This window comes from Pseudomonas furukawaii (assembly GCF_002355475.1).
Taxonomy (GTDB): Bacteria; Pseudomonadota; Gammaproteobacteria; order Pseudomonadales; family Pseudomonadaceae; genus Metapseudomonas; species Metapseudomonas furukawaii.
In genome coordinates this window covers 2,137,508-2,159,657 of sequence record NZ_AP014862.1, presented here as the reverse complement: position 1 = coordinate 2,159,657, position 22,150 = coordinate 2,137,508, and the positions used below count along the sequence as shown (strand labels likewise).

21 protein-coding genes and 1 pseudogene are annotated in these 22,150 nt (G+C 64.1%); 11 read left to right on the top strand and 11 right to left on the bottom strand.

The window, feature by feature from the left end; translation table 11 throughout:
* Window positions 1-71: 71 nt before the first annotated feature.
* Entirely contained in the window at window positions 72-200 is a 129-nt protein-coding gene (locus tag KF707C_RS29930; RefSeq protein WP_256586720.1) for a hypothetical protein, read from the bottom strand.
* Between KF707C_RS29930 and KF707C_RS10065 the strand changes: the two genes are divergently transcribed.
* From KF707C_RS10065 to cobA, 10 genes and pseudogenes are all read left to right on the top strand, one after another.
* Window positions 190-1,404, top strand: a complete 1,215-nt coding sequence (locus tag KF707C_RS10065; protein WP_036994173.1) for a CmpA/NrtA family ABC transporter substrate-binding protein — start codon at window positions 190-192, stop codon at window positions 1,402-1,404. The genes KF707C_RS29930 and KF707C_RS10065 overlap by 11 nt on opposite strands.
* A gap of 18 nt (window positions 1,405-1,422) precedes the next feature.
* Window positions 1,423-2,001, top strand: a complete 579-nt coding sequence (locus tag KF707C_RS10060) for an ANTAR domain-containing response regulator (protein ID WP_004422476.1) — start codon at window positions 1,423-1,425, stop codon at window positions 1,999-2,001.
* A gap of 130 nt (window positions 2,002-2,131) precedes the next feature.
* Complete coding sequence (gene alaC / locus KF707C_RS10055; RefSeq protein WP_004422474.1) at window positions 2,132-3,373, top strand: alanine transaminase; 1,242 nt, start codon at window positions 2,132-2,134, stop codon at window positions 3,371-3,373.
* Window positions 3,374-3,829: 456 nt separating this feature from the next.
* Window positions 3,830-4,489, top strand: a complete 660-nt coding sequence (locus tag KF707C_RS10050) for a hypothetical protein (protein WP_036994170.1) — start codon at window positions 3,830-3,832, stop codon at window positions 4,487-4,489.
* Window positions 4,490-4,699: 210 nt separating this feature from the next.
* Complete coding sequence (locus KF707C_RS10045; RefSeq protein ID WP_004422470.1) at window positions 4,700-5,386, top strand: polysaccharide lyase family 7 protein; 687 nt, start codon at window positions 4,700-4,702, stop codon at window positions 5,384-5,386.
* Window positions 5,387-5,464: 78 nt separating this feature from the next.
* Entirely contained in the window at window positions 5,465-5,908 is a 444-nt protein-coding gene (locus tag KF707C_RS10040) for a thioesterase family protein (RefSeq protein ID WP_004422467.1), read from the top strand.
* Window positions 5,909-6,321: 413 nt separating this feature from the next.
* Window positions 6,322-7,533, top strand: coding sequence for a nitrate/nitrite transporter (locus KF707C_RS10035; RefSeq protein ID WP_004422466.1), 1,212 nt, complete (start codon window positions 6,322-6,324; stop codon window positions 7,531-7,533).
* A 77-nt stretch (window positions 7,534-7,610) separates the two neighbouring features.
* The gene (locus KF707C_RS10030; protein ID WP_004422465.1) at window positions 7,611-9,281 is read left to right on the top strand and encodes a bifunctional protein-serine/threonine kinase/phosphatase; all 1,671 of its coding nucleotides are present in this window, start codon (window positions 7,611-7,613) and stop codon (window positions 9,279-9,281) included.
* Between the two features lie 251 nt (window positions 9,282-9,532).
* Window positions 9,533-10,534: pseudogene (locus tag KF707C_RS10025) on the top strand (NAD(P)/FAD-dependent oxidoreductase); the annotation flags it as partial.
* A 135-nt stretch (window positions 10,535-10,669) separates the two neighbouring features.
* Window positions 10,670-11,407 (top strand): uroporphyrinogen-III C-methyltransferase, encoded by a 738-nt coding sequence (cobA, locus tag KF707C_RS10020; protein ID WP_004422463.1) that lies wholly within the window; start codon window positions 10,670-10,672, stop codon window positions 11,405-11,407.
* Between the two features lie 159 nt (window positions 11,408-11,566).
* On the opposite strand, the gene KF707C_RS10015 is transcribed toward cobA, so the two are convergent.
* From KF707C_RS10015 to ppsA, 9 genes are all read right to left on the bottom strand, one after another.
* On the bottom strand, window positions 11,567-12,619 hold the full coding sequence (locus KF707C_RS10015) for an OmpA family protein (protein WP_036994166.1): 1,053 nt from the start codon (window positions 12,617-12,619) through the stop codon (window positions 11,567-11,569).
* A 110-nt stretch (window positions 12,620-12,729) separates the two neighbouring features.
* Window positions 12,730-13,320 carry an RNA polymerase sigma factor SigX gene (sigX, locus tag KF707C_RS10010; RefSeq protein ID WP_036994164.1) on the bottom strand — a complete coding sequence of 197 codons (591 nt, stop codon included), beginning with the start codon at window positions 13,318-13,320 and terminating at the stop codon, window positions 12,730-12,732.
* A 95-nt stretch (window positions 13,321-13,415) separates the two neighbouring features.
* Window positions 13,416-14,240 carry a mechanosensitive ion channel family protein gene (locus tag KF707C_RS10005; RefSeq protein WP_036994160.1) on the bottom strand — a complete coding sequence of 275 codons (825 nt, stop codon included), beginning with the start codon at window positions 14,238-14,240 and terminating at the stop codon, window positions 13,416-13,418.
* A 2-nt stretch (window positions 14,241-14,242) separates the two neighbouring features.
* The gene (locus tag KF707C_RS10000) at window positions 14,243-14,497 is read right to left on the bottom strand and encodes a CrfX protein (RefSeq protein ID WP_172424740.1); all 255 of its coding nucleotides are present in this window, start codon (window positions 14,495-14,497) and stop codon (window positions 14,243-14,245) included.
* 48 nt (window positions 14,498-14,545) lie between these two features.
* The gene (locus tag KF707C_RS09995; protein ID WP_004422454.1) at window positions 14,546-15,541 is read right to left on the bottom strand and encodes a zinc transporter ZntB; all 996 of its coding nucleotides are present in this window, start codon (window positions 15,539-15,541) and stop codon (window positions 14,546-14,548) included.
* Window positions 15,542-15,572: 31 nt separating this feature from the next.
* Window positions 15,573-16,061: a ribonuclease E activity regulator RraA gene (gene rraA / locus KF707C_RS09990; protein ID WP_004422453.1), complete on the bottom strand. Its 489-nt coding sequence runs from the start codon at window positions 16,059-16,061 to the stop codon at window positions 15,573-15,575.
* A gap of 21 nt (window positions 16,062-16,082) precedes the next feature.
* Window positions 16,083-16,382 carry a Rieske (2Fe-2S) protein gene (locus KF707C_RS09985; RefSeq protein ID WP_004422452.1) on the bottom strand — a complete coding sequence of 100 codons (300 nt, stop codon included), beginning with the start codon at window positions 16,380-16,382 and terminating at the stop codon, window positions 16,083-16,085.
* Window positions 16,383-16,466: 84 nt separating this feature from the next.
* Window positions 16,467-17,447 (bottom strand): alpha/beta fold hydrolase, encoded by a 981-nt coding sequence (locus tag KF707C_RS09980; RefSeq protein ID WP_036994154.1) that lies wholly within the window; start codon window positions 17,445-17,447, stop codon window positions 16,467-16,469.
* A gap of 70 nt (window positions 17,448-17,517) precedes the next feature.
* Complete coding sequence (gene ppsA, locus KF707C_RS09975) at window positions 17,518-19,887, bottom strand: phosphoenolpyruvate synthase (RefSeq protein ID WP_004422449.1); 2,370 nt, start codon at window positions 19,885-19,887, stop codon at window positions 17,518-17,520.
* Window positions 19,888-20,051: 164 nt separating this feature from the next.
* On the opposite strand from ppsA, the gene ppsR reads away from it, so the two are divergent.
* On the top strand, window positions 20,052-20,870 hold the full coding sequence (ppsR, locus tag KF707C_RS09965) for a posphoenolpyruvate synthetase regulatory kinase/phosphorylase PpsR (protein WP_004422444.1): 819 nt from the start codon (window positions 20,052-20,054) through the stop codon (window positions 20,868-20,870).
* Between the two features lie 57 nt (window positions 20,871-20,927).
* On the opposite strand, the gene prpF is transcribed toward ppsR, so the two are convergent.
* Window positions 20,928-22,115 carry a 2-methylaconitate cis-trans isomerase PrpF gene (gene prpF / locus KF707C_RS09960; RefSeq protein WP_004422442.1) on the bottom strand — a complete coding sequence of 396 codons (1,188 nt, stop codon included), beginning with the start codon at window positions 22,113-22,115 and terminating at the stop codon, window positions 20,928-20,930.
* Window positions 22,116-22,150 lie beyond the last annotated feature (35 nt).

Below are 22,150 nucleotides of genomic sequence, written 5' to 3'. Positions count from 1 at the left end.
CCCGCCGCGCGGACATGCCCAGCCCCGCCTCTTGGCGGGGCTTCTTTTTGCAGCCTGGCATATCGCTTGCTTCAGTCGCCTGGACAATACTCGCTCCAACGGCGGAGCGGGTTGATGACGATGGCGTCGACTTCGGGCAGCTCCGGCCGCTCCGGATCGGCGCCATTTTGCTGACAGGCGGGCACCACGATGACGGACAAGCAGAACACCACACGCACGGACACCCTAGCCTGGGTGGCCGGCAGCGATGCACCCGAGAAGTGCATGCTCAACCTGGGCTTCATGCCCCTGACCGACTCAGCCTCGTTGATCGTGGCCGCGACACAGGGCTTCGCCCAGCCCTACGGGTTGACCCTCAACCTGCGGCGCCAGTCCTCCTGGGCCACCCTGCGGGACAAGCTGCTCTCCGGTGAGCTGGATGCCGCACAGGCCCTCTACGGGCAGGTCTACGGCATCGAACTGGGCATCGCCGGCCCCCAGGCCGGGATGGCCATCCTCATGGGGCTCTGCCAGAACGGCCAGGCCATCAACCTGTCCGAGCCGCTGAAGCGTATCGGCGTGACCCGTTCCGAGGCGCTGAGCCATCACGTGCGCCACAACGGTGCGCGCCTGACCTTCGCCCAGACCTTTCCCACCGGCACCCACGCCATGTGGCTCTACTACTGGCTCGCCGCCCAGGGCATCCACCCGCTGCGGGACGTGGACACGGTCGTCGTGCCGCCATCGCAGATGGTGGCCCACCTCAAGGCGGCACGCATCGACGGCTTTTGCGCCGGCGGCCCCTGGGGAGCCCTCGCGGTCGAGCAGGGCCAGGGCTTCACCCTGGCCACCAGCCAGATGATCTGGCCCGACCACCCGGAAAAGGTGCTGGGCGTGACCCGGGAATTCGTCGAGCAATACCCCAACACAGCCCGCGCCCTCACCATGGCCGTGCTGGAAGCCAGCCGCTTCATCGACGCCAGCCTCGAGAACCGCCGCAGCACCGCCCAGCTCATCAGTGGCAGCGATTATGTGGACGTGCCCCTTTCCGCCATCGAGCCGCGCTTCCTCGGGCATTACGAAGACGGGCTCGGCAACGCCTGGCAGGACGACCATCCACTGCGCTTCTTCGACGAGGGACGTGCCACCCTGCCCTACCTCTCCGACGGCGTCTGGTTCATGACCCAGTTCCGTCGCTGGGGCCTGCTGCGGGACGACCCCGACTACCTCGCGGTGGCCCAGCGGGTCCAGCGCCTGGATCTCTACCGCGAGGCCGCCGAAGCCCTGGGTATCCCGGTGCCGGAGCCGACGCGCAGCGCCACGCTGATCGATGGCCGCATCTGGGACGGCAGCGATCCGGCCGGCTACGCCCGCAGCTTCCCCATCCACGCCCTGGCCGGCGATGTCCGCGCCATGGCCCTGTAATCACGGGAGATCGCCGACATGCTGCGTATCCTGCTGATCAACGACACCGCCAAGAAGGTCGGCCGGCTCAAGGCTGCCCTGGTGGAGGCCGGCTTCGAGGTGATCGACGAATCCGGCCTGACCATCGACCTGCCCGCCCGGGTCGAGGCCGTGCGCCCGGACGTGGTGCTGATCGACACCGAGTCCCCCGGGCGCGACGTGATGGAGCAGGTGGTGCTGGTCTCCCGTGACCAGCCACGCCCCATCGTCATGTTCACCGATGAGCACGACCCCAAGGTCATGCGCCAGGCCATCCAGGCCGGCGTCAGCGCCTACATCGTCGAAGGCATCCAGGTGGACCGCCTGCAGCCCATCCTCGATGTCGCCATGGCCCGTTTCGAGAGCGACCAGGCCCTGCGCGCCCAGCTGAACGCTCGCGACCAGCAACTGGCCGAGCGCAAGCGCATCGAATTGGCCAAGGGCCTGCTGATGAAGATGAAGAACTGCAACGAAGAAGAGGCCTACACGCTGATGCGCCGCCAAGCCATGAGCCGGCAGCAGAAGCTCATCCAGGTGGCGGAACAGATCATCGCCATGCACGACATGCTGGGACCCTGACTGCTCTGTCACGCCGGCCGCCGACTGTGCTGGACAGCGCCTCGGCGGCGGGCGTATCTTCGCCGCCAGGTCACTTCTGGTGGCCAGCGTCGCTCGGACGGTTCCGGGCGCTTACGTATCCGAGGAAATCATGGCAGAGAACGCCAAGCGCCGTTTCGCGCGCATCGACCGTCTCCCCCCCTACGTCTTCAATATCACCGCCGAACTCAAGATGGCCGCACGCCGTCGAGGCGAGGACATCATCGACTTTTCCATGGGCAATCCCGATGGCGCCACTCCGCCGCACATCGTCGAGAAGCTCGTGCAGGTCGCCCAGCGTGAAGACACCCACGGATACTCCACCTCCCGCGGTATTCCCCGCCTGCGCCGCGCCATCTCGCGCTGGTACAAGGACCGCTACGACGTGGAGATCGATCCGGAAAGCGAAGCCATAGTCACCATCGGCTCCAAGGAAGGCCTGGCCCACCTGATGCTGGCCACCCTGGACCATGGCGACACCGTGCTGGTCCCCAACCCCAGCTATCCCATTCATATCTACGGCGCGGTCATCGCCGGCGCCCAGGTGCGTTCGGTACCGCTGATCCCGGGTGTGGACTTCTTCGCCGAACTGGAACGCGCCATCCGCGAGTCCATTCCCAAGCCGAAGATGATGATCCTCGGCTTCCCCTCCAACCCTACCGCCCAATGCGTGGAGCTGGACTTCTTCGAGCGCGTGGTCGCACTGGCCAAGCAGTACGACGTCCTGGTGGTGCATGACCTGGCCTATGCCGACATCGTCTACGACGGCTGGAAGGCCCCGTCCATCATGCAGGTGCCCGGCGCCAAGGACATCGCGGTGGAGTTCTTCACCCTGTCCAAGAGCTACAACATGGCGGGCTGGCGGATCGGCTTCATGGTGGGCAACCCGGAACTGGTCAGCGCCCTGGCGCGGATCAAGAGCTACCACGACTATGGCACCTTCACCCCGCTGCAGGTTGCAGCCATCGCGGCGCTGGAAGGCGACCAGCAATGCGTCCTCGACATCGCCGAGCAGTACCGCCAGCGCCGCAATGTGCTGGTGAAAGGACTCCATGAGATCGGCTGGATGGTGGAGAACCCCAAGGCCTCCATGTACGTCTGGGCGAAGATTCCGGAACCCTATGCGCACCTGGGCTCCCTGGAGTTCGCCAAGAAGCTGCTGGCCGAGGCCAAGGTCTGCGTATCCCCCGGCCTCGGTTTCGGCGACTACGGCGACGACCACGTCCGCTTCGCCCTGATCGAAAACCAGGACCGCATTCGCCAGGCTGTCCGCGGAATCAAGGGCATGTTCCGCGCCGATGGCCTGCTGGAGTCCACCGCACCGGCCAAGGGGCGAAAGGCCGGCAAGGCCTGACGCTCGATCGCGCCCTCCGGTCACGGAGGGCGCCTCTTCCCGGAACTTCCCGCAAACGCCCGCCTGGCAAGGTTTCCTCCGGTTTTCAAACCCTTGCATGGCACGTCCGTCCAAGCCGTCTGTCGGCTTTCAGATCATTTTTTGAACAAAATCAGCGCTCTACCACTCTCATGAAAGCCTGATTTCATCGCGCCGTTCTTACGCCATGGCCGGTTGATGGCGCGCATGTCTTTAATCCCCTTGAGTCCGGAGTGATTCCATTTGCACAAGTTCACGTGCAGGAACTTTCTCGCCTCAGATAAAGGAGGAGCGCTTATGAAGACATGAACTATAAAGAGATATGAAAGTGCAACCTGACCACTACTCAAAGTCCAAAGAGACCCATGAGTAAATAATCAAATCGGTGCCCTTACTGCATCAGCACACCAACTTACTTTGTACAACAAGAGGTAAACCATGGAGCTGTACCATCTCATTACTTCCCTGTTCAAACAGGAAGCAACCATGGAATTAATGCGCATGGGTGTCGTCTACGCCCACCTGATCGCTTGCTGCGTGGCCATTGGTCTGGTACTTACCAGCGACTTTGCCATGATCAAGCAATTGATCACCGGGAAGGACGACCCCGCCCATAGCGACAAAACCCATCTTGATGCGCTGAAGAAAACTGTACTGCTTGCACTTGCGGCACTCTGGGTAACAGGGATAGGTATCGTACTGCTGGACTACTCTGTCAAAGGCGCGGTGTATTTCCTCAACCCCAAACTCCAGGCCAAGTTCCTGGTCGTTACACTGTTGACCGTTAACGGCTTCCTGCTCCACAGCGCTGTACTGCCTGCCATCACCAAGGCCGGCTCGCTGGTGAAAATGGAAGTGAATGCCCGGACCCTTGCGGTGTTCGCGGGCGTCGTCTCGGGTGTCTCCTGGTTCTATGGGGCCATGCTGGGCATTGCCCGTCCCCTGAGCTGGAAGTACTCCCTGGGCGAAATCATGTTCGCCTACCCGCTGTTCATCTGCCTCGGCTTCATTGCGATGACGCTGCTGGTGAAGTGGGCGAGCAACCGTGCTGAAACACTCACTCCCTCCCGAGTGAGCCCCGCACTCGCCTCCCTGTAAGAGACGACCGGGCAGGGATGCCCGGGTTAGGGAAGCGAAAGTTTCCATACTCCCATCGCAACTCGCCGCCACAACTTCCACCACTTCCCCCCCAGTCGCTCCGACTGCCGATCAGGTACTTAAGTACCTCGAAATCCTCTGCCCGATCCGGAACTTTAGCGCCCGCCACAGACACGAAGCTGCACCTGTTTTTCTCAATATGGACAGCCCGTGATAGATCTCAGCACCTGGAATCTCACCGTACCGGCAACCGATTCGGCGACCCTCATCACCACAGACCGGCTGAACAATGGCTATGAAAGCCAGTACTTCCGCCGCAACGCCGATGGCAGCATCAGTTTCTGGGTACCGGTGAACGGCTCGCGCACCGAAGACGCCAGCTATCCGCGCACCGAACTTCGCGAAACCCAGGCCGACGGGACCCTCTCCTACTGGTATCACGCCAGCGCCGACAGCTACCTCAGCGCCGTCCTCTCGGTACAGCAGGTGCCCAGCAGGAACAAGATCGTCATCGGCCAGATTCACAGCAAGGACGAGCCCGGCAGTGAGAACGACCCATTGCTCAAGCTCCAGTACCATTACCTGAGGGGAAATGGGCGGATCGAGGCACTGTTGCGCAAGCGCCCCGGGGACAAGGAAGTGGAGAACATCCTCCTGGCCGAGAACGTCGATCTGGGGGAGCGCTTTGGCTACGATCTGCGCATCACTCCCTCGGGCAAGCTGGGCATCCGCATCACCAGCAAGGGCGATGACGGCAACCTGTATCGGCAACTCAGTGGCTACTGGAGCAAGCAGCAGCTCTATTTCAAGGCCGGGGCCTACATTCAGGACAACACGGGACCGACCAACGAGGGCGGCCGGGTCACCTTCTACTGGCTGAACAGCCTGCACCGCTGAGATTCAGGCGTGGAATGACGGGCGATGCCCGGCGACGAGAGTAGAATCGGCGCCCGCCTCCCGCTCCTCGAGAATCCCATGGCCCGCCTGACCCTGAACTTCCCCGAAGACCAGTACTGCTACTCGACCCACCTGACCGTTCGCGTCACCGATATCAACGGCGCGAACCACCTCGGCAACGACTCCATGATTTCCATGATCTCGGAGGCCCGGGCGCGCTTCCTCTATGCGTTCGGTATCCGCGAAACGGCCGATGACGGCACCGGGATCATCGTCACCGACCTGGCCACCACCTACCGCGCCGAGGCCCACGCCCGCGACCAGTTGCTGTTCGAGGTAGGCGTCATGGACTTCAACAAATACGGCGGCGACATCACCTTCCGCATCAGCCGCCCCGCCGACGGCACCCTGGTGGCCATGGCCAAGTCGGGCTTCGTCTTCTTCAACTACCGGCATTCACGGGTGGTCCCCATGCCGGAGAGCTTCCGCACTACCTTCCCCCGGGTGAACTGGCTGGACTGACCCGGCCCCGTCTCGGTGCAAGCGATAGCCCCTTCGCCCCGTTTTGACTCAGGCCGATCAGCCGACTCGACTGGCAGGCCCACGCTGCCAGGGGCTTTCGGTGGATTGGCCCGGCTCTTGCTCATGGAACATCGACGGTAACCAAAGGCGGTTGCCCCCTTACACGACAAAGGCGTCGCGTCACTTCGCAGCAATGCGACAGGTGGTGCGACGCCTTTTTCGTTTCGGCCCCAGCGATGGGGCGGTGGACGGACCGCGACCCGGACGTTCGCTTGCAGCTCACTCAATCCCGCTGCGGCTCCGGCCGCAGGACGGAGCGCCACGAGCGCGACGTTTTACCGGGAGGTGCGACCGCCGTGACCACGAACAGGGCGTGCGCACTTCCCGGCCCCTAACTGCAGATGAGGTGTTCGATGACAACGAGTTTCTGGAAAGCCGGCCACACGCCCACCCTGTTTTCCGCCTTCCTCTATTTCGACCTGAGCTTCATGGTCTGGTACGTCCTCGGCCCCCTGGGCGTCCAGATTGCCGCCGACCTCCAGCTCAGCACCCAGCAACGGGCCATGATGGTGGCGACCCCAATCCTGGCCGGCGCGGTGCTGCGCTTCATCATGGGCATGCTGGCCGACCGCACCTCGCCAAAGACCGCTGGACTCATCGGGCAGGTGGTGGTGATCGCTGCGCTGTTCGTCGCCTGGCAACTCGGCATCAAGAGCTATGAACAAGCCCTGTTGCTGGGGCTGTTCCTCGGATTCGCCGGCGCCTCCTTCGCCGTGGCCCTGCCCCTGGCGTCCCAGTGGTATCCGCCGCAGCACCAGGGCAAGGCCATGGGCATCGCCGGCGCCGGCAACTCCGGCACCGTGCTGGCCGCCCTGTTCGCCCCCGGCCTGGCAGCGCTCTACGGCTGGAACAACGTCTTCGGCCTGGCGCTGATCCCCCTGGTCCTGACCCTGGTGATATTCACCCTGGCCGCCCGCAACGCCCCCAACCGCCCGGCCCCCAAGGCCCTCGGCGATTACCTCAAGGCACTGGGTGACCGCGACAGCTGGTGGTTCATGCTGTTCTACAGCGTCACCTTCGGCGGCTTCCTCGGCCTGGCCAGCACCCTCCCCGGCTACTTCCACGACCAGTACGGCCTGGCACCGGTGACCGCCGGCTACTACACCGCCGCCTGCGTCTTCGCCGGTAGCCTGATGCGCCCCCTGGGCGGCGCCTTCGCGGACCGCATCGGAGGCATCCGCAGCCTGCTGGTGGTCTACACCGTCGCCTCCATCTGCATCACCGCCGTGGGGTTCCATATTTCCAGCGCCAACCTGGCCCTGGCCCTGTTCGTGGTAGCCATGCTCAGCCTTGGCGCTGGCAATGGCGCGGTGTTCCAACTGGTGCCCCAGCGCTTCCACAAGGAGATCGGCGTGATGACCGGCCTCATCGGCATGGCCGGCGGCATCGGCGGTTTCTGCCTCACCGCGGGCCTCGGCGCCATCAAGCAGCAGACGGGCGACTACCAACTGGGCCTCTGGCTGTTCGCCAGCCTGGGAATCGTGGCCTGGTTCGGGCTCTACGGCGTCAAGCAACGCTGGCGCACCACCTGGGGCTCGGCCGCCGTAACCGCCGCCCGCGTTTGAACCCGGGGCCAGTCGACCCCGTTGAAGACCCGAACAAGGAGCGCACCGCGCTCCTTTTCGCCTGACAGGAACACCCGATGACCCTGACCCTCAGCTTTGGCGAAGCCAGCGCGATCGGCCCCCGTACCGAGAACCAGGACGCCCTGCGGGTGGTGACGCCAGCGCCGGCACTGGCCGCCAGCAAAGGCTATCTCTTCGCCCTGGCCGATGGTGTCAGCCAGTGCGCCGATGGTGGCCTGGCCGCCCGAGCCACGCTCCAGGCGCTGGCCCTCGACTACTACTCCACGCCGGAAACCTGGGCCGTCGCACAATCCCTGGACCGCCTTCTGGTGGCCCAGAATCGATGGCTCCAGGCCAACGGTGGCGGACAGCCCCTGCTCACCACCCTCACTGCACTGGTGCTGCGCGGACGCCGCTACACCCTGGCCCATGTGGGCGACTGCCGCGCCTATCGCTGGGATGGCCGGCAGCTCGTCCGCCTGAGCGAAGACCACGTGTGGGAACAACCGGGCATGCAACATGTGCTGAAACGCGCCCTGGGACTGGACCAGCATCTGGTGGTGGATTACCTGGACGGCGAGCTGCAGGCCGGCGAAGCCTTCGCGCTGGTGAGTGACGGCGTCTGGGCGGCACTGGGCGACGCGGGCATCCGCAGCATCCTGCAGGACGAGAATGATCTCACCGCCGCCGCCCAGGCCCTGGTCAGCGCCGCCCACCTGGCCGGAGGCCAGGACAATGCCAGCGCGCTGCTGGTCCGCGTGGACGGCCTGCCGGAAACCGGGCTGGCGGATACCCTGGCACAACTGGAGCAGTGGCCATTGCCGCCACGCCTGCAGGATGGCCAGGCATTCGAGGGTTGGCAGGTGGAGCGCCTGCTGGCCGAGTCCCGCCAATCCATGGTCTACCGGGTGCGAGACAGCCAGGATCGACGCTGGCTGCTGAAGACGCTTCCTCCCAGCCGACACGGCGAGCCGGACGCAGGACCGGCACTGCTGCTGGAAGAGTGGTTCCTCCGGCGGGTAGCCGGGCGTCATTTCCCCGAGGCCCACCCGCTGCCCCAACGCCAGCACCTCTACTACGTACAGCGGGAATACGCGGGCCAGACCCTGGCGGAACACCTGCGCCAGGGCGGCCCGATGGTGCTGCCGGAGTGGCTGGACATCGCCCCCCGCCTGCTCAAGGCCCTCGGGCAACTGCATCGGCGCAACATCCTCCACCGCGATATCAAGCCGGAGAACCTGCTCTGGGGGGACGACGGCGAGTTGCGGCTACTGGATTTCGGTCTCGCCTATTGCCCCGGCCTGTCCCAGGACGAGGCCCACAGCCTGCCCGGCACGCCCAGCTACATCGCCCCGGAAGCCTTCAGCGGCAACGCACCTTCTCCCAAACAGGACCTCTATGCCGCCGGCGTCACCCTGTATCACCTGCTCACCGGGCACTACCCCTACGGCGAGGTGGAAGCCTTTCAGCATCCTCGCTTCGGCATCCCCACCCCGGCCAGCCGATACAGGCCCGACCTGCCGCCCTGGCTGGACGAATGCCTGGCCCGGGCACTGACGGCAGATCCCGAGCTCCGCTACGAGACCGTGGAGGAATGGCTCCTGGCCCTGGAACAAGGCGAGCGTCGTGCCCTCGCCAGCCGGCCACGGCCACTGCTCGAGCGCGAACCCCTCAAGGTCTGGCGGGGCCTGGCCCTGGCATCAATGGTGTTCAACCTGGGGCTGGTGGTGGCGCTACTGGCGAACTGACGCACCAGGATGGGGCCCAACGCACCAGCACAAGGCGCCGCAGCCCTGGCGTTGCTTCCCCTCCCCCGGAGAATCGCGGGTTCACGGGTTGGCACGGGCCCTGCAGAGTAGAAATCGACAATCAACAAAAAGCGCCCGCCTCAACGAAGAGACGGCACTTTCCCGATTGAACGGGACTTGGACAAAGGCGTCCTGCTGGAAACAGCGGGACGCCTTTTTTGTTTGCCCGGTCGTTATGCAGGAGAGCCCGCATGAACAAACCCAGGTTGGTGGTGATCGGAAACGGCATGGCCGGAGTGCGTACGCTCGAGGAAGTTCTGAGGCTGGCGCCCGACCACTACCGGATCACCGTATTCGGTGCCGAACCCCACCCGAACTACAATCGCGCCCTGCTCTCGCCGGTACTGGCGGGCGAGCAGTCGTTCGAAGAGATCATCCTCAACGACCTGGCCTGGTACACCGACAACGGCATCGAACTGCTGCTGGGCCGCAATGTGGTGAAGATCGACCGCCAGCGCCGCCAGGTCATCGCGGAAGACGGCACCTGCGCAGGCTATGACCGCCTGGTGATCGCCACCGGCTCTACCCCCAGCCGCCTGTCCATCCCCGGCAACCGCCTCGACGGCGTGGTCGGCTATCGGGATATCGCCGGCGCCCGCGCCATGATCGAGACCGCCCGCAGCCACAGCCATGCCGTGGTGATCGGCGGCGGCCTGCTGGGCCTCGAAGCCGCCAATGGACTCAAGCAACGGGGCATGGACGTGACCGTGGTTCACCTGGCCGAGTGGCTGCTGGAAAAGCAGTTGGAACGCCCTGCGGGCGAGAAGCTGCTGCGCGCGCTGCAGGCAAGGGGCATCCGCTTCCGCCTGGGCACCGCCACGGAGGAGCTGATCGACAACGGTGACGGCCGCGTCTGCGCGGTTCAGTTGCAGGGTGGCGAGATCATCACCGCCGACCTGGTGGTGATGGCCGCCGGCATCACACCCAACACGGCGCTGGCGGAGGCGGCGGGCCTGCCCTGCCGCCACGGCATCCTGGTGGACGATACACTCCAGACCTACGACCCGCGTATCTACGCCATCGGCGAGTGCGCCAACCACCGCGGCATCTCCTACGGCCTGGTCGCACCGGTCATGGAGCAGGCCAAGGTCTGCGCGAACCACCTGGCCATGCTGGGGTTCGCCCGCTACCTCGGCTCGCCCGCTGAAACCCGGCTCAAGCTCGCCGGAATCGAGATGCTCGGTGTCGGCGATGCGCCACATCCAGGCCAAGTACAAGGCATGCCCGGTGCTTGCCCACTTCACGAATGGCAGATCGAACTCGCCTCCGGCGAAGTCGTCGCCTGGACCTGAACCCTACGCCGGCGCCGCGCGCCCTGGAGATTTTCGATGAATGGCAAAGTCTGGCTGGTCGGCGCGGGTCCCGGTGATCCCGAGCTGCTGACGCTGAAAGCGGTCAAGGCCCTTGGCCGGGCCGATGTGGTGATGATCGACGACCTGGTCAATCCGGCGATCCTCGAGCATTGCCCTGATGCCCGCGTGGTTCGTGTCGGCAAGCGTGGCGGCTGCCGCTCCACGCCCCAGGCGTTCATCCATCGCCTGATGCTGCGCTACGCGCGCCAGGGCAAGTGCGTCGTGCGCCTGAAAGGTGGCGACCCCTGCATCTTCGGTCGCGGCTCGGAAGAGGCGGACTGGCTGGCGCAGCACGGTGTGGAGAGCGAACTGGTGAACGGCATCACCGCCGGACTGGCGGGCGCCACGGGTTGCGGCATCCCCCTGACCCTGCGCGGCGTGAGTCGCGGCGTCACCCTGGTCACCGCCCATACCCAGGATGACAGCAGCCTGAACTGGCAGGCCCTGGCCCAGACGGGCACCACCCTGGTGATCTACATGGGCGTGGCACGGCTGACGGACATCCGTGAGGGGTTGCTGGCCGGCGGCATGGCGCCCGGGATGCCCGTGGCCATGATCGAGAATGCCTCCCTGCCCCAGCAACGTGAATGCCGCAGCACCCTGGTCCACATGCAGGCCGACGCCCAGGCCTTCGCCCTGAAGAGCCCGGCCATCCTGGTGATCGGCGAAGTGGCCGCAGCCAGGGCCGTGCTGCCGATGGCGCAGAGCGCCTGATTCTCTCTTCGCTCCTGCGAAGTAGTGCTTGCCCGGCGAAAGCCGGGCTTTTTTATGAGTCTCGGCCTGCCACGATCGACGACCTCCAGGCGGCCCGGCGCTTTTCTCCGGGCAAAGAAAAACCCGGCCTTGGCCGGGTTTTTCCGAGGCTCAAACCAATTACTTGGCCTGGGCTTCCACTTCAGCTTCTACGCGACGGTTAACGGCGCGGCCAGCTTCGGTGGCGTTGTCGGCAACCGGGCGGGTCTCGCCGTAGCCAACAGCGTTGACGCGCTCGCCACCTACGCCGTACTGGTTGACCAGCACTTCACGAACGGCATTGGCACGACGCTCGGACAGCTTCTGGTTGTAGGCGTCGGTACCAACGGAGTCGGTGTGGCCTTCAACGGTGGTGGTGGTAGCCGGGTACTGGTTCATGAAGTCAGCCAGGTTCTTGATGTCGCCGTAGCTTTCTTCTTTCACGTTGGACTTGTCGAAGTCGAACTTGACGTCCAGCTCGACACGTACCACTTCGGCAACGGCCGGGCAGCCATCGGCGTCAACAGTGACGTTGGCCGGGGTGTCCGGGCACTTGTCGACGTTGTCGCACACACCGTCGTTGTCGCTGTCGGCGCACACTTCGGCAACCGGGGCCGGAGCCGGCTCGGCTTGCTTGGTGGAGCCACCGAAGTTCACGCCAACACCCACGCCAGCCATCCACTCGGCTTCGTTGGCATCGATGTTGTACATGCCGTCCAGGCTAGCCTTGGCGAAGAAGTTCTCGGTGAAGTAGTACTTCAGGCCGGTGCCGACGTTGGCAAAGGTGCTGTGGTCACGGCCGGTGCGCGGCGGGATGTTGCTGATGTTCTGATGGGCGAAGCCGGCAGAAACGTAAGGACGCAGGCCCACACCCGGGGTGCCGAAGTGGTAGATGGCGTCCAGGGAAGCCAGGTTGCCCTTGATGTCCTTGTGACCATCGGCGCCGAAGGCGTCGTTGGAGGTCATGTCGTGGTATTCGCCGTACGACAGGGCCAGGGAAACGTCGTCGGTCAGGTAGTAGCCAACGGAGCCGCCGTACAGGTTGCCGTTCTCGATATCGCGAGAACTGTCGGTGAAGTAACGCTTACCGAAAGCTTCCACCTCAACTGCGCCTTGGCCCTGAGCCAGCGCGTTCAGCGAAAAGGCGGCAACAAGAGAGCCAACGGCTACGCCAAAGGTGTTTTTCAGTTTCATCCGTAAATCCCCATCTTGGTAGGTCAGTAAGTTGTCGAACAATCTCCGGACAACTTGGGCGGCAATTCTAGCAGAACCCGCCACCCCCTAAAGAGATAATTTTTTCCGAACTAAGTTTCGGTGAGCCCCGAAAATTTTTCGCGTAAACGATCCAGGGCCCGTTTGTAACGCATCTTCGTGGCACTCAAGCCCATGTGCATGATGTCGGCGATTTCCTGGAACTCCAGCTCTGCGACAAAACGTAGCACCAGGATCTCCCGGTCAATGGGGTTGACATGCACCAGCCATCGCTCGAGACCGCCCCGTTCCTCGACCTTGGGCGCCTTTTCATCGGAGGCCTCTTCCAGGGGATCGAGACTAAGCGCATCCATCAAGCGACGCTTTCGACGCTCTTTCCGATACTGGGTGATGCACTCGTTGTACGTGATGCTATATAGCCATGTCTTAAACTTCGACTTGCCTTCGAAGTTCTTCAATCCATAGAGCACTTTAAGCATTACTTCCTGACAGACATCATCAGCGTCACGGTCGTTCCCCAGATATCGGGCACAAACGTTGAACAAGGTGCGCTGATAGCGTCGCATCAACTCTTCATAGGCTCGGGTGACATGGAACAGCTCGACGTGCGCGCGCTCCACCAGCTCCTCGTCCGAGAGCTCGCGTGGGTCGTAACGCAAGGTAAGCGATTGGGGCTTGTTCAAAACGGGTCGGGCCGACAGTCAGGTCAAAAGCCGCCGGGTACGCAGGATCGCGCACCCTGTCTGGCGGCATACATTAGCAGGGAAAAGCCGCCGTGTTAGCGGCTGGACACCTGTTGATCGAGCAAAGTCCGGTTGGACACCGACACCAGCTCACCGTCCTCGGTGAGCAGTAGGGTTTTCACCGTACCGATCTCCTCGATCGACCCTTCGACATCACCGACCTTCACTTGTTGCCCAACCTGGTACAGCTCGCGCACGTAAATGCCGGCCAGGATCTGCCCGGCGATCTCACGGCTGCCAAGGCCCAGGGCCAGCGCCGCCGCCAGACCGATGGAAATCAGCACGATGGCGATCACGTTGTTCAGCAGCTCGGTCTTCACCTCCAGCTGGCCGATGGCCACGGAGATGCTGATGATGATCACCAGGCCCTGGGCGATACGACCCAGGCCGTGGGCGTACTCCAGGCCCACACCCTCAGCGGCGCCGCGCACCAGGCCGCTGACCAGCTGCGCCAGCAGCACGCCCGCCAGCAGAACGATGGCCGCACCCAGCACCTTGGGCAGGTAGAGCGCCAGCACGTCGAGGGTGGCGGAAACGCGGTCCAGCCCCAGGGATTCGGCGGCCGACACCAGGAAGATCAGCAGAACGAACCAGTAGACGATCTTGCCGATCAGGGTGGAAACCGGGACCTGAATGCCCGCGCGGGACAGCATCTTGGTCAGTCCGGTACCTGCCATCAGGCGGTCCAGGCCTACCTTCGCCAGGAGCTTGGACAACAGGGTGTCCAGCAACTTGGCCACGACAAAGCCCAGCAGCACCACCACCAGGGCACCAAACAGCCGCGGAATGAAGCCCGCCACCGGTGCCCACACCGAGGTCATGGCGTTAACGAGTCCTTGGGTCCAGGGGTCGAATTCCATGTTCAATCAGCCTTATCTGCGGAACGGACGGAAGCATTGCGGCGCGAAACGGGCGCCAGGTGGGGAGAGCCGTTGTTGAGGGCCATCATCAGGGCCTCGAGCCAATGCCCCATGAGGCCGAACAGATCCCCCGCCCCCACCTGACGATTCGCGGTCTTGAGCACACGGCCCAGCGCGGCATCATCATCGTGATCGGGTTGAGGGGAAGCCTTCAGCAGGTCCCGCAGGGATTCTTCGAACGGATCGTGCATGCGCACCTCACGTGGATATGTCGGCTAGACGTGCCCGGAACGCCCCGGGTCACATCAGAGCCATCGCAACCGGCGGAACAACCAGATCTGGAAGCCGGCGATCCCCAGCATCAGTCCGCAGGCCGCGAGAAATCCGAAGGGGGCTTCGCTGCCGGGAATGCCACCGACGTTCATGCCCAGCAGGCCGGTCAGGAAGCTCAATGGCAGGAAGAAGCCGGTGGTGATGCCGAGCAGGTACATGGTCCGACTGGTGCGCTCTCCCAACCTGCGACTCTCGCTCTCCAGCACCAGGCCGATGCGCTCGCGGATCAGTTCCAGCTCCTCCAGATAGCGGGTCAGGCGGTTATTGAGCTCGTTCCAGTAGTCACTGTCATCCTCGACAAACCAGGGCATCCGACTACGGGCGAGCTGGCCGTAGATATCCCGCTGGGGGGCCAGGAAGCGCTTGAGCCCGGCAGCTCGCCGACGAATCTGCAGCATCAGGTCATGGTCCGGGCGGAAGCGCGGGTTGTTATCCAGCTCCTCCTCCTGCTCGTCCACCGACTCCGACAGGTCCGCCACGAGGGAGTCGACCTTGTCGGTCAGGTGTTCAGCCAGATACAACAGCATCTCGGACGCGACCCTCGGTCCCGTCCCCCTGCCCCACTGCTCGATCAGTTCATCGGTGGCGTGGAGCGGCCGCAGGCGCAGGGAGATGATGCGCCGGGCGGAGGCGAAGATGCGCACCGACACCATGTCCTCGGGCACCGCTCCGGGATTCAGGTTGACGCCCCGCAGGAACAGCAACAACTCGTCATCGGGCAGCGCCAGCATGCGCGGCCGGGTGCTCTCCTCCAGCAACAGGTCGCAGGCGAATTCGGAAAGCCCGCTGCGCTCGCGGAGCCAGCGACGTGCCAGGGGATGACTGCGATCCCAGTGCAGCCAGAGGCTCTGCCCCGGACCGAGCGCCAGGGTTTCGAGCGCCTCGCGGGATACGCTCGTGGCGCCTCCATCCCCATCGAGCACGAAGGCATGCACCAGTCCCCACTGAGCGTTCAATTCCTCGAACATTCAGACTCCTTGAAGGACAGAGCCCGGGCAATCAGGCCGGCATCTCCAGGGCCTGCGGAGAGACGATGATGCCGTTGTTGTCGGCATAGAGGTACTCACCGGGGCGGAAGGTGACGCCGCCGAAGGTGACGACGACATTGAGGTCGCCTATGCCGCGCTTGTCGGTCTTCATCGGGTGGCTGGCCAGCGCCTGGACGCCCAGGTCGGTCTGGGCGATCACATCCACGTCACGGATGCAGCCGTAGACGACGATGCCTTCCCAGCCATTCTTCGCCGCCTTCTCGGCCAGCATGTCGCCCAGCAGGGCGCGGCGCAGGGAACCGCCGCCATCCACCACCAGCACCTTGCCCTGGCCGGGCTGGTCCACCTGCTCCTTGACGACGGAATTGTCTTCGAAGCACTTGATGGTGACGATCTGGCCGCCGAAGGAATCGCGGCCACCGAAGTTGCTGAACATCGGCTCGACGACCTGGACCAGGTCCGGGTAGGCGTCGCACAGGTCGGGGGTAACGTATTGCATGGAAGTTCTCCTTGATAGCGGTTACAGATCGAGTCCGATGCGATCGCCGTCATAGGCCAGCGCGAGACGCCGCAACGGCGGGCACGAAGCGTCGACCGGGCGTCCAGTGGCCAGGTCGAAGGCGATGCCATGGCGAGCACAGCGCAACACTGCCCCGTCGAGGGTGCCGGTGTGCAAGGGCGCACCCTGGTGCGGGCAGCGATTTTCCATGAGGATTGGCTGACGATCAACGACGATCAGCAGCAGTTCATGTCCACGGACCTTGAACCTGCCCCGGTAGCCATCCTCCAGATTGATCAGTCGCTCGAGCGCTACGAACATGGAGCCTCCGCCGCCCCGGCATTCCCGCCATCTTTAACACAGCGCCCGCCATGCCGAAACCGGATAACGGCAGCGGTCGCCACCCTAGCGCACAAGGGCGTCTGCCGCCGCGCGTTCGGGCAAACATCCCCGACCGAGCCAGTGGCTCACCAGGGGCCAGACCTCACGCTCGGCCGCCTTGCTCACCAGCATCTCGATATGGCCGAAGTCCTCGCTGAAGCCTTCCGACCGCGCCAGCAGCTGGAAATGCCGGTAGGCGCCGGGCACCTGCTCCACCAGCTTGCGGCACGCCCAGGCCGGATCCTGATGGTCGCCGGCTGCCGCCACCGCCAGCACCGGCACCCTGACGTCTGCCAGGCCGGCCCACCAATCCCGCTCGGCATCCCCGAAGCGCCCGAACAGGCCATGCCAGCGCAGGCTCTCGATGGCCAGGCCGATGGGCTCATCCTCGGGACCGCGCTTTAGCAAGGAGCCGGACAACACCTGGAATCGCCGGAGAAACAATCGCCCGCCCCATTCCAGCGGCGGCACCTTCAAGGGCCAGTAGACGCGACTGACCTGACTGCCGAACAGGGCCACCGAGGCGGCATGATCGTCGTCGAGATACTGGCCACCGAGCGCCGCCGCCAGGGTGACCCCCCCAAGGGAATGCCCCACCCAGTGCGGCGCCCGACCAGACTGTTCGCGGACGAAGGCCGCGATGGCCGGCAGGTCGTATCGCGCGTAGTCGGCGACGCGATTGCGCCGGTAGTGCTGGTTACGCGGTGACAGACCGTGGCCGCGCATCTCGGCGATCCAGACATCGAACCCGGCACGCGCCAGGTAGGGTCCCAGGCCCAGGCCCTTGGGCGAATACCAGAAGCGGCGGTTGGAGAAGCTGCCATGCACCAGGATCACCGGCACGCCGCCGGACCCGGCACCGAAGCATCCGAGGCGGGTGAGCACCAGCTCGACGCTGGGGTCGGGGCTGTTGCCAGGCTTGAGTCGATAGACGTCCTCGGTGAGGTCGCCTCGAAGTTCCGCGCCCATCAGCGCGACGGGAAAGAGTTCGCTACTGCTTTGCATGATTGCCGCTTGCACAAAAAAGGGCGGGTTCAAGAACCCGCCCTTTTCGTTTCGACCAACGAACGAGGGATCAGGCCTGGCCTTCCGCGAGGAAGAACCAGGTATCCAGCACCGAGTCGGGATTCAGGGACACGCTTTCGATGCCCTGCTCCATCAGCCACTTGGCGAGGTCCGGATGGTCGGACGGGCCCTGGCCACAGATGCCGATGTACTTGCCAGCCTTGTTGCAGGCAGCGATGGCATTGGCCAGCAGCTTCTTGACCGCCGGGTTACGTTCGTCGAAGAGGTGGGCGACGATGCCGGAGTCGCGGTCCAGGCCCAGGGTCAGCTGGGTCAGGTCGTTGGAGCCGATGGAGAAACCATCGAAGAACTCCAGGAACTCCTCGGCCAGCAGGGCGTTGGACGGCAGCTCGCACATCATGATGACCTTCAGGCCGTTCTCGCCGCGCTTGAGGCCGTTGCTGGCCAGCAGCTCGACCACCTGGCTCGCCTCGCCCAGGGTGCGCACGAAGGGCACCATGATCTCGACGTTGGTCAGGCCCATCTCGTTGCGCACCTTTTTCAGGGCACGGCATTCCAGCTCGAAGCAGTCACGGAACGACTCGCTGATGTAGCGGGACGCACCACGGAAGCCCAGCATGGGGTTCTCTTCCTCGGGCTCGTAGAGCTTGCCGCCGATCAGGTTGGCGTACTCGTTGGACTTGAAGTCCGACAGGCGCACGATGACCTTCTTCGGCCAGAAGGCCGCGGCCAGGGTGCTGATGCCTTCCACCAGCTTCTCGACGTAGAAGCCCACCGGATCGTTGTAACCGGCGATGCGCTTCTCGACGCTTTCCTTGATTTCGGCGGGCAGGCTGGCGAAGTTCAGCAGCGCCTTGGGGTGCACGCCGATCATGCGGTTGATGATGAACTCCAGGCGCGCCAGGCCCACGCCCTCGTTGGGCAGCTGGGCGAAGTCGAAGGCGCGATCCGGGTTGCCGACGTTCATCATGATCTTGAACGGCAGGTCCGGCATGGCGTCCACGGAGTTGGTGCGGATGTCGAAGCCCAGTTGGCCTTCGAAGATGAAGCCGGTGTCGCCTTCGGCACAGGAAACGGTCACGCCCTGGCCGTCCTGCAGGACGGAGGTGGCATTGCCGCAGCCGACCACGGCCGGGATACCCAGCTCACGGGCGATGATCGCGGCGTGACAGGTGCGGCCGCCACGGTTGGTGACGATGGCACTGGCGCGCTTCATCACCGGCTCCCAGTCCGGGTCGGTCATGTCGGAAACGAGCACGTCGCCCGGCTGCACCTTGTCCATCTCGGACACATCGTGGATCACCTTCACCGGACCGGCGCCGATGCGCTGACCGATGGCACGGCCTTCCACCAGGACCTTGCCCTTCTCCTTGAGCAGGTAGCGCTCCATCACGGTGGCACTGGCGCGGCTCTTAACGGTTTCCGGGCGGGCCTGCACGATGTAGAGCTTGCCGTCGTCACCGTCCTTGGCCCATTCGATGTCCATCGGACGACCGTAGTGCTTCTCGATGATCATCGCCTGCTTGGCCAGCTCGGTGACCTCGGCATCGGTGATGCAGAAACGCGCGCGGTCGGCACGGTCGACTTCGACGGTCTTCACCGACTTGCCGGCCTTGGCTTCCTCGCCGTAGACCATCTTGATCGCCTTGCTGCCCAGGTTGCGACGCAGGATCGCGGGGCGGCCGGCTTCCAGGGTGTGCTTGTGCACGTAGAATTCGTCAGGGTTCACGGCGCCCTGCACCACGGTCTCGCCGAGGCCGTAGGCGCCGGTGATGAAGACCACGTCACGGAAGCCGGACTCGGTGTCGAGGGTGAACATCACGCCGGCGGTGCCGGTTTCGGAACGCACCATGCGCTGCACGCCGGCGGACAGGGCGACCAGCTTGTGGTCGAAGCCCTGGTGGACACGGTAGGCGATGGCACGGTCATTGAAGAGGGAGGCGAAGACTTCCTTGGCCGCGCGGATCACGTTGTCCACGCCACGGATATTGAGGAAGGTCTCCTGCTGGCCGGCGAAGGAGGCGTCCGGCAGGTCTTCGGCGGTGGCGGAGGAACGCACGGCCACAGCCATGTTCTCGTTGTCACCGGCCATGGCGGCGAAGGCGGTGCGGATCTCGGCGTCGAGACGCGCGGGGAATTCGGCATCCATCACCCACTGGCGGATCTGCGCGCCGGTCTTGGCCAGGGCGTTGACGTCATCCACATCGAGCTCGTCGAGGGCGGCGTGAATGCGATCGTTCAGGCCACTCTGCTCCAGGAAGTCACGGTAGGCCTGGGCCGTAGTGGCGAAGCCACCGGGGACGGAAACGCCAGCGCCAGCCAGATTGCTGATCATCTCGCCCAGGGATGCGTTCTTGCCCCCCACATGCTCAACATCATGGACGCCGAGCTTATCGAGGGAAACTACGTACTCTACCAAGGTGATCTCTCCACTATTTGTTGGAAAAGCTCATGCGGAACGACTCCGCAGCGTTCTGGCTTTGGTCCAGAAAAATACGTCACAATGCCGACCAGCTCGGGCCCGGCGAAAAACGCGGCCTATCATAGCCAAGAATCGATCCTGACTTAAGGCCTTTGGCGCAAATGAAACGAACCGCTTTCTTCATTTCCGACGGTACTGGCATCACTGCGGAAACCCTGGGTCAGAGCCTTCTGGCGCAGTTCGAGACCATTACCTTCAACAAATTGACGCGTCCCTATATAGACAGTGTCGAAAAAGCGCGCGCCATGGTACAGCAAATCGACCGGGCTGCGGAGGTGGACGGGGTTCGGCCGATCATCTTCGACACCATCGTGAACCAGGAAATCCGCGACGTCCTGGCCACCTCCAACGGCTTCATGATCGACATCTTCTCCACCTTCCTGTCGCCCCTGGAACAGGAACTGACGTCGCACTCGTCCTACTCCGTCGGCAAGTCGCACTCCATCGGCCACAACTCCAACTACATGGAGCGGATCGAGGCGGTGAACTTCGCCCTGGACAACGACGACGGCGCCCGCACCCACTACTACGACAAGGCCGACCTGATCCTCGTCGGCGTGTCGCGCTGCGGCAAGACGCCCACCTGCCTCTACATGGCCATGCAGTACGGGATCCGGGCCGCCAACTACCCCCTGACCGAAGAGGACATGGAGCGCCTGCAGCTTCCCAGCGCCCTCAAGAAGTACAAGGACAAGCTGTTCGGCCTGACCATCGACCCCGACCGGCTCACCGCCATCCGTAACGAGCGCAAGCCCAACAGCCGCTACGCCAGCTACGCCCAGTGCGAGTTCGAAGTCCGCGAAGTGGAAAACCTGTTCCGCCGCGAGAACATCACCTACATCAACTCCACCCATTTCTCCGTGGAAGAGATCTCGGCGAAGATCCTCGTGGAGAAGGGCGTGGAAAGAAGGCTCAAGTAGCTGGAAGGCTGAACGCCGGACATTCTCCAGCGTTCAGCCTCCAACACCTTCACCGACTCAGAACGAATCGCCCGGCACCCGCACCCAGCCTTCCATCAGGATCCGCGCACTGCGGCTCATGATCGCCTTGGTGACCTGCCACTGCCCATCCACCTGGCGAGCTTCAGCGCCCACGCGCAGGGTGCCCGAAGGGTGCCCGAAGCGCACCGCGTTACGCTCGCCACCACCGGCCGCGAGGTTCACCAGGGTGCCGGGAATGGCCGCCGCGGTGCCGATGGCCACCGCCGCCGTGCCCATCATCGCGTGGTGCAGCTTGCCCATGGACAGTGCCCGCACCAGCAGATCCACATCGCTCGCCTTCACCTGCCTGCCGCTGGAGGCCTGGTAATCCCTGGGTGGCGCCACGAAGGCGACCTTCGGCGTGTGTTGTCGGGTGACCGCCTCTTCCGGCGACTTGATCAACCCCATGCGCAAGGCGCCGGCCACCCGGATCTTCTCGAACCGCGCCAGGGCTTCGGGGTCACCGTTGATGGCTTCACGCAGCTCGGTGCCGGTGTAGCCGATGGCCTCGGCCTCGACGAACACCGTGGGAATGCCGGCGGTGATCAGCGTGGCCTTGAAGGTGCCGACCCCGGGAACCTCGAGGTCATCCACCAGGTTGCCGGTGGGGAACATGGAGCCGCCCTCATCCCCGTCATCCGAGGGATCCAGGAACTCAAGCACGATCTCGGCGGCCGGGAAGGTCACCCCATCCAGCTCGAAGTCGCCGGTCTCCTGCACCTGACCGTTGGTGACGGGCACATGGGCGATGATGGTCTTCTGGATATTGGCCTGCCAGATACGCACTACGCAGGTGCCGTTCTCCGGAATGCGCGCCGGGTCCACCAACCCCGCATGGAGTGCGAAGGCGCCTGCGGCGGTGGAGAGGTTGCCGCAGTTGCCGCTCCAGTCGACGAAGGCCCTGTCGATGGAGACCTGGCCGTAAAGGTAGTCCACATCGTGGTCGGGCTGGCTGCTCTTCGAGAGGATCACGCACTTGGAGGTGGACGACGTGGCGCCGCCCATGCCGTCGATGTGCGCGGCGTAAGGGTCCGGGCTGCCGATCACCCGCATGAACAGGCGGTCGCGGGCCTCGCCCGGCACCTGGCAGCGCTCGGGAAGGTCCTGCAGACGGAAGAACACGCCCTTGCTGGTGCCGCCACGAATGTAGGTGGCGGGGATTCTGACTTGGGGTACGTGGGACATGGATTGCGATCCTGAATGATCTGGTGACCACCGTA

What these genes read in the sequence shown, in the direction of transcription:
- KF707C_RS10005 (WP_036994160.1), bottom strand. Translation starts at nt 14,240, where the DNA reads ATGGAATTCGACCCCTGGACCCAAGGACTCGTTAACGCCATGACCTCG.
- rraA (WP_004422453.1), bottom strand. Translation starts at nt 16,061, where the DNA reads ATGCAATACGTTACCCCCGACCTGTGCGACGCCTACCCGGACCTGGTC.
- prpF (WP_004422442.1), bottom strand. Translation starts at nt 22,115, where the DNA reads ATGTCCCACGTACCCCAAGTCAGAATCCCCGCCACCTACATTCGTGGC.
- KF707C_RS09980 (WP_036994154.1), bottom strand. Translation starts at nt 17,447, where the DNA reads ATGCAAAGCAGTAGCGAACTCTTTCCCGTCGCGCTGATGGGCGCGGAA.
- KF707C_RS10065 (WP_036994173.1), top strand. Translation starts at nt 190, where the DNA reads ATGACGGACAAGCAGAACACCACACGCACGGACACCCTAGCCTGGGTG.
- KF707C_RS10035 (WP_004422466.1), top strand. Translation starts at nt 6,322, where the DNA reads ATGACAACGAGTTTCTGGAAAGCCGGCCACACGCCCACCCTGTTTTCC.
- KF707C_RS10040 (WP_004422467.1), top strand. Translation starts at nt 5,465, where the DNA reads ATGGCCCGCCTGACCCTGAACTTCCCCGAAGACCAGTACTGCTACTCG.
- KF707C_RS10050 (WP_036994170.1), top strand. Translation starts at nt 3,830, where the DNA reads ATGGAGCTGTACCATCTCATTACTTCCCTGTTCAAACAGGAAGCAACC.
- alaC (WP_004422474.1), top strand. Translation starts at nt 2,132, where the DNA reads ATGGCAGAGAACGCCAAGCGCCGTTTCGCGCGCATCGACCGTCTCCCC.
- KF707C_RS10060 (WP_004422476.1), top strand. Translation starts at nt 1,423, where the DNA reads ATGCTGCGTATCCTGCTGATCAACGACACCGCCAAGAAGGTCGGCCGG.
- cobA (WP_004422463.1), top strand. Translation starts at nt 10,670, where the DNA reads ATGAATGGCAAAGTCTGGCTGGTCGGCGCGGGTCCCGGTGATCCCGAG.
- KF707C_RS10015 (WP_036994166.1), bottom strand. Translation starts at nt 12,619, where the DNA reads ATGAAACTGAAAAACACCTTTGGCGTAGCCGTTGGCTCTCTTGTTGCC.
- KF707C_RS09995 (WP_004422454.1), bottom strand. Translation starts at nt 15,541, where the DNA reads ATGTTCGAGGAATTGAACGCTCAGTGGGGACTGGTGCATGCCTTCGTG.
- KF707C_RS09985 (WP_004422452.1), bottom strand. Translation starts at nt 16,382, where the DNA reads ATGTTCGTAGCGCTCGAGCGACTGATCAATCTGGAGGATGGCTACCGG.
- ppsR (WP_004422444.1), top strand. Translation starts at nt 20,052, where the DNA reads ATGAAACGAACCGCTTTCTTCATTTCCGACGGTACTGGCATCACTGCG.
- KF707C_RS10030 (WP_004422465.1), top strand. Translation starts at nt 7,611, where the DNA reads ATGACCCTGACCCTCAGCTTTGGCGAAGCCAGCGCGATCGGCCCCCGT.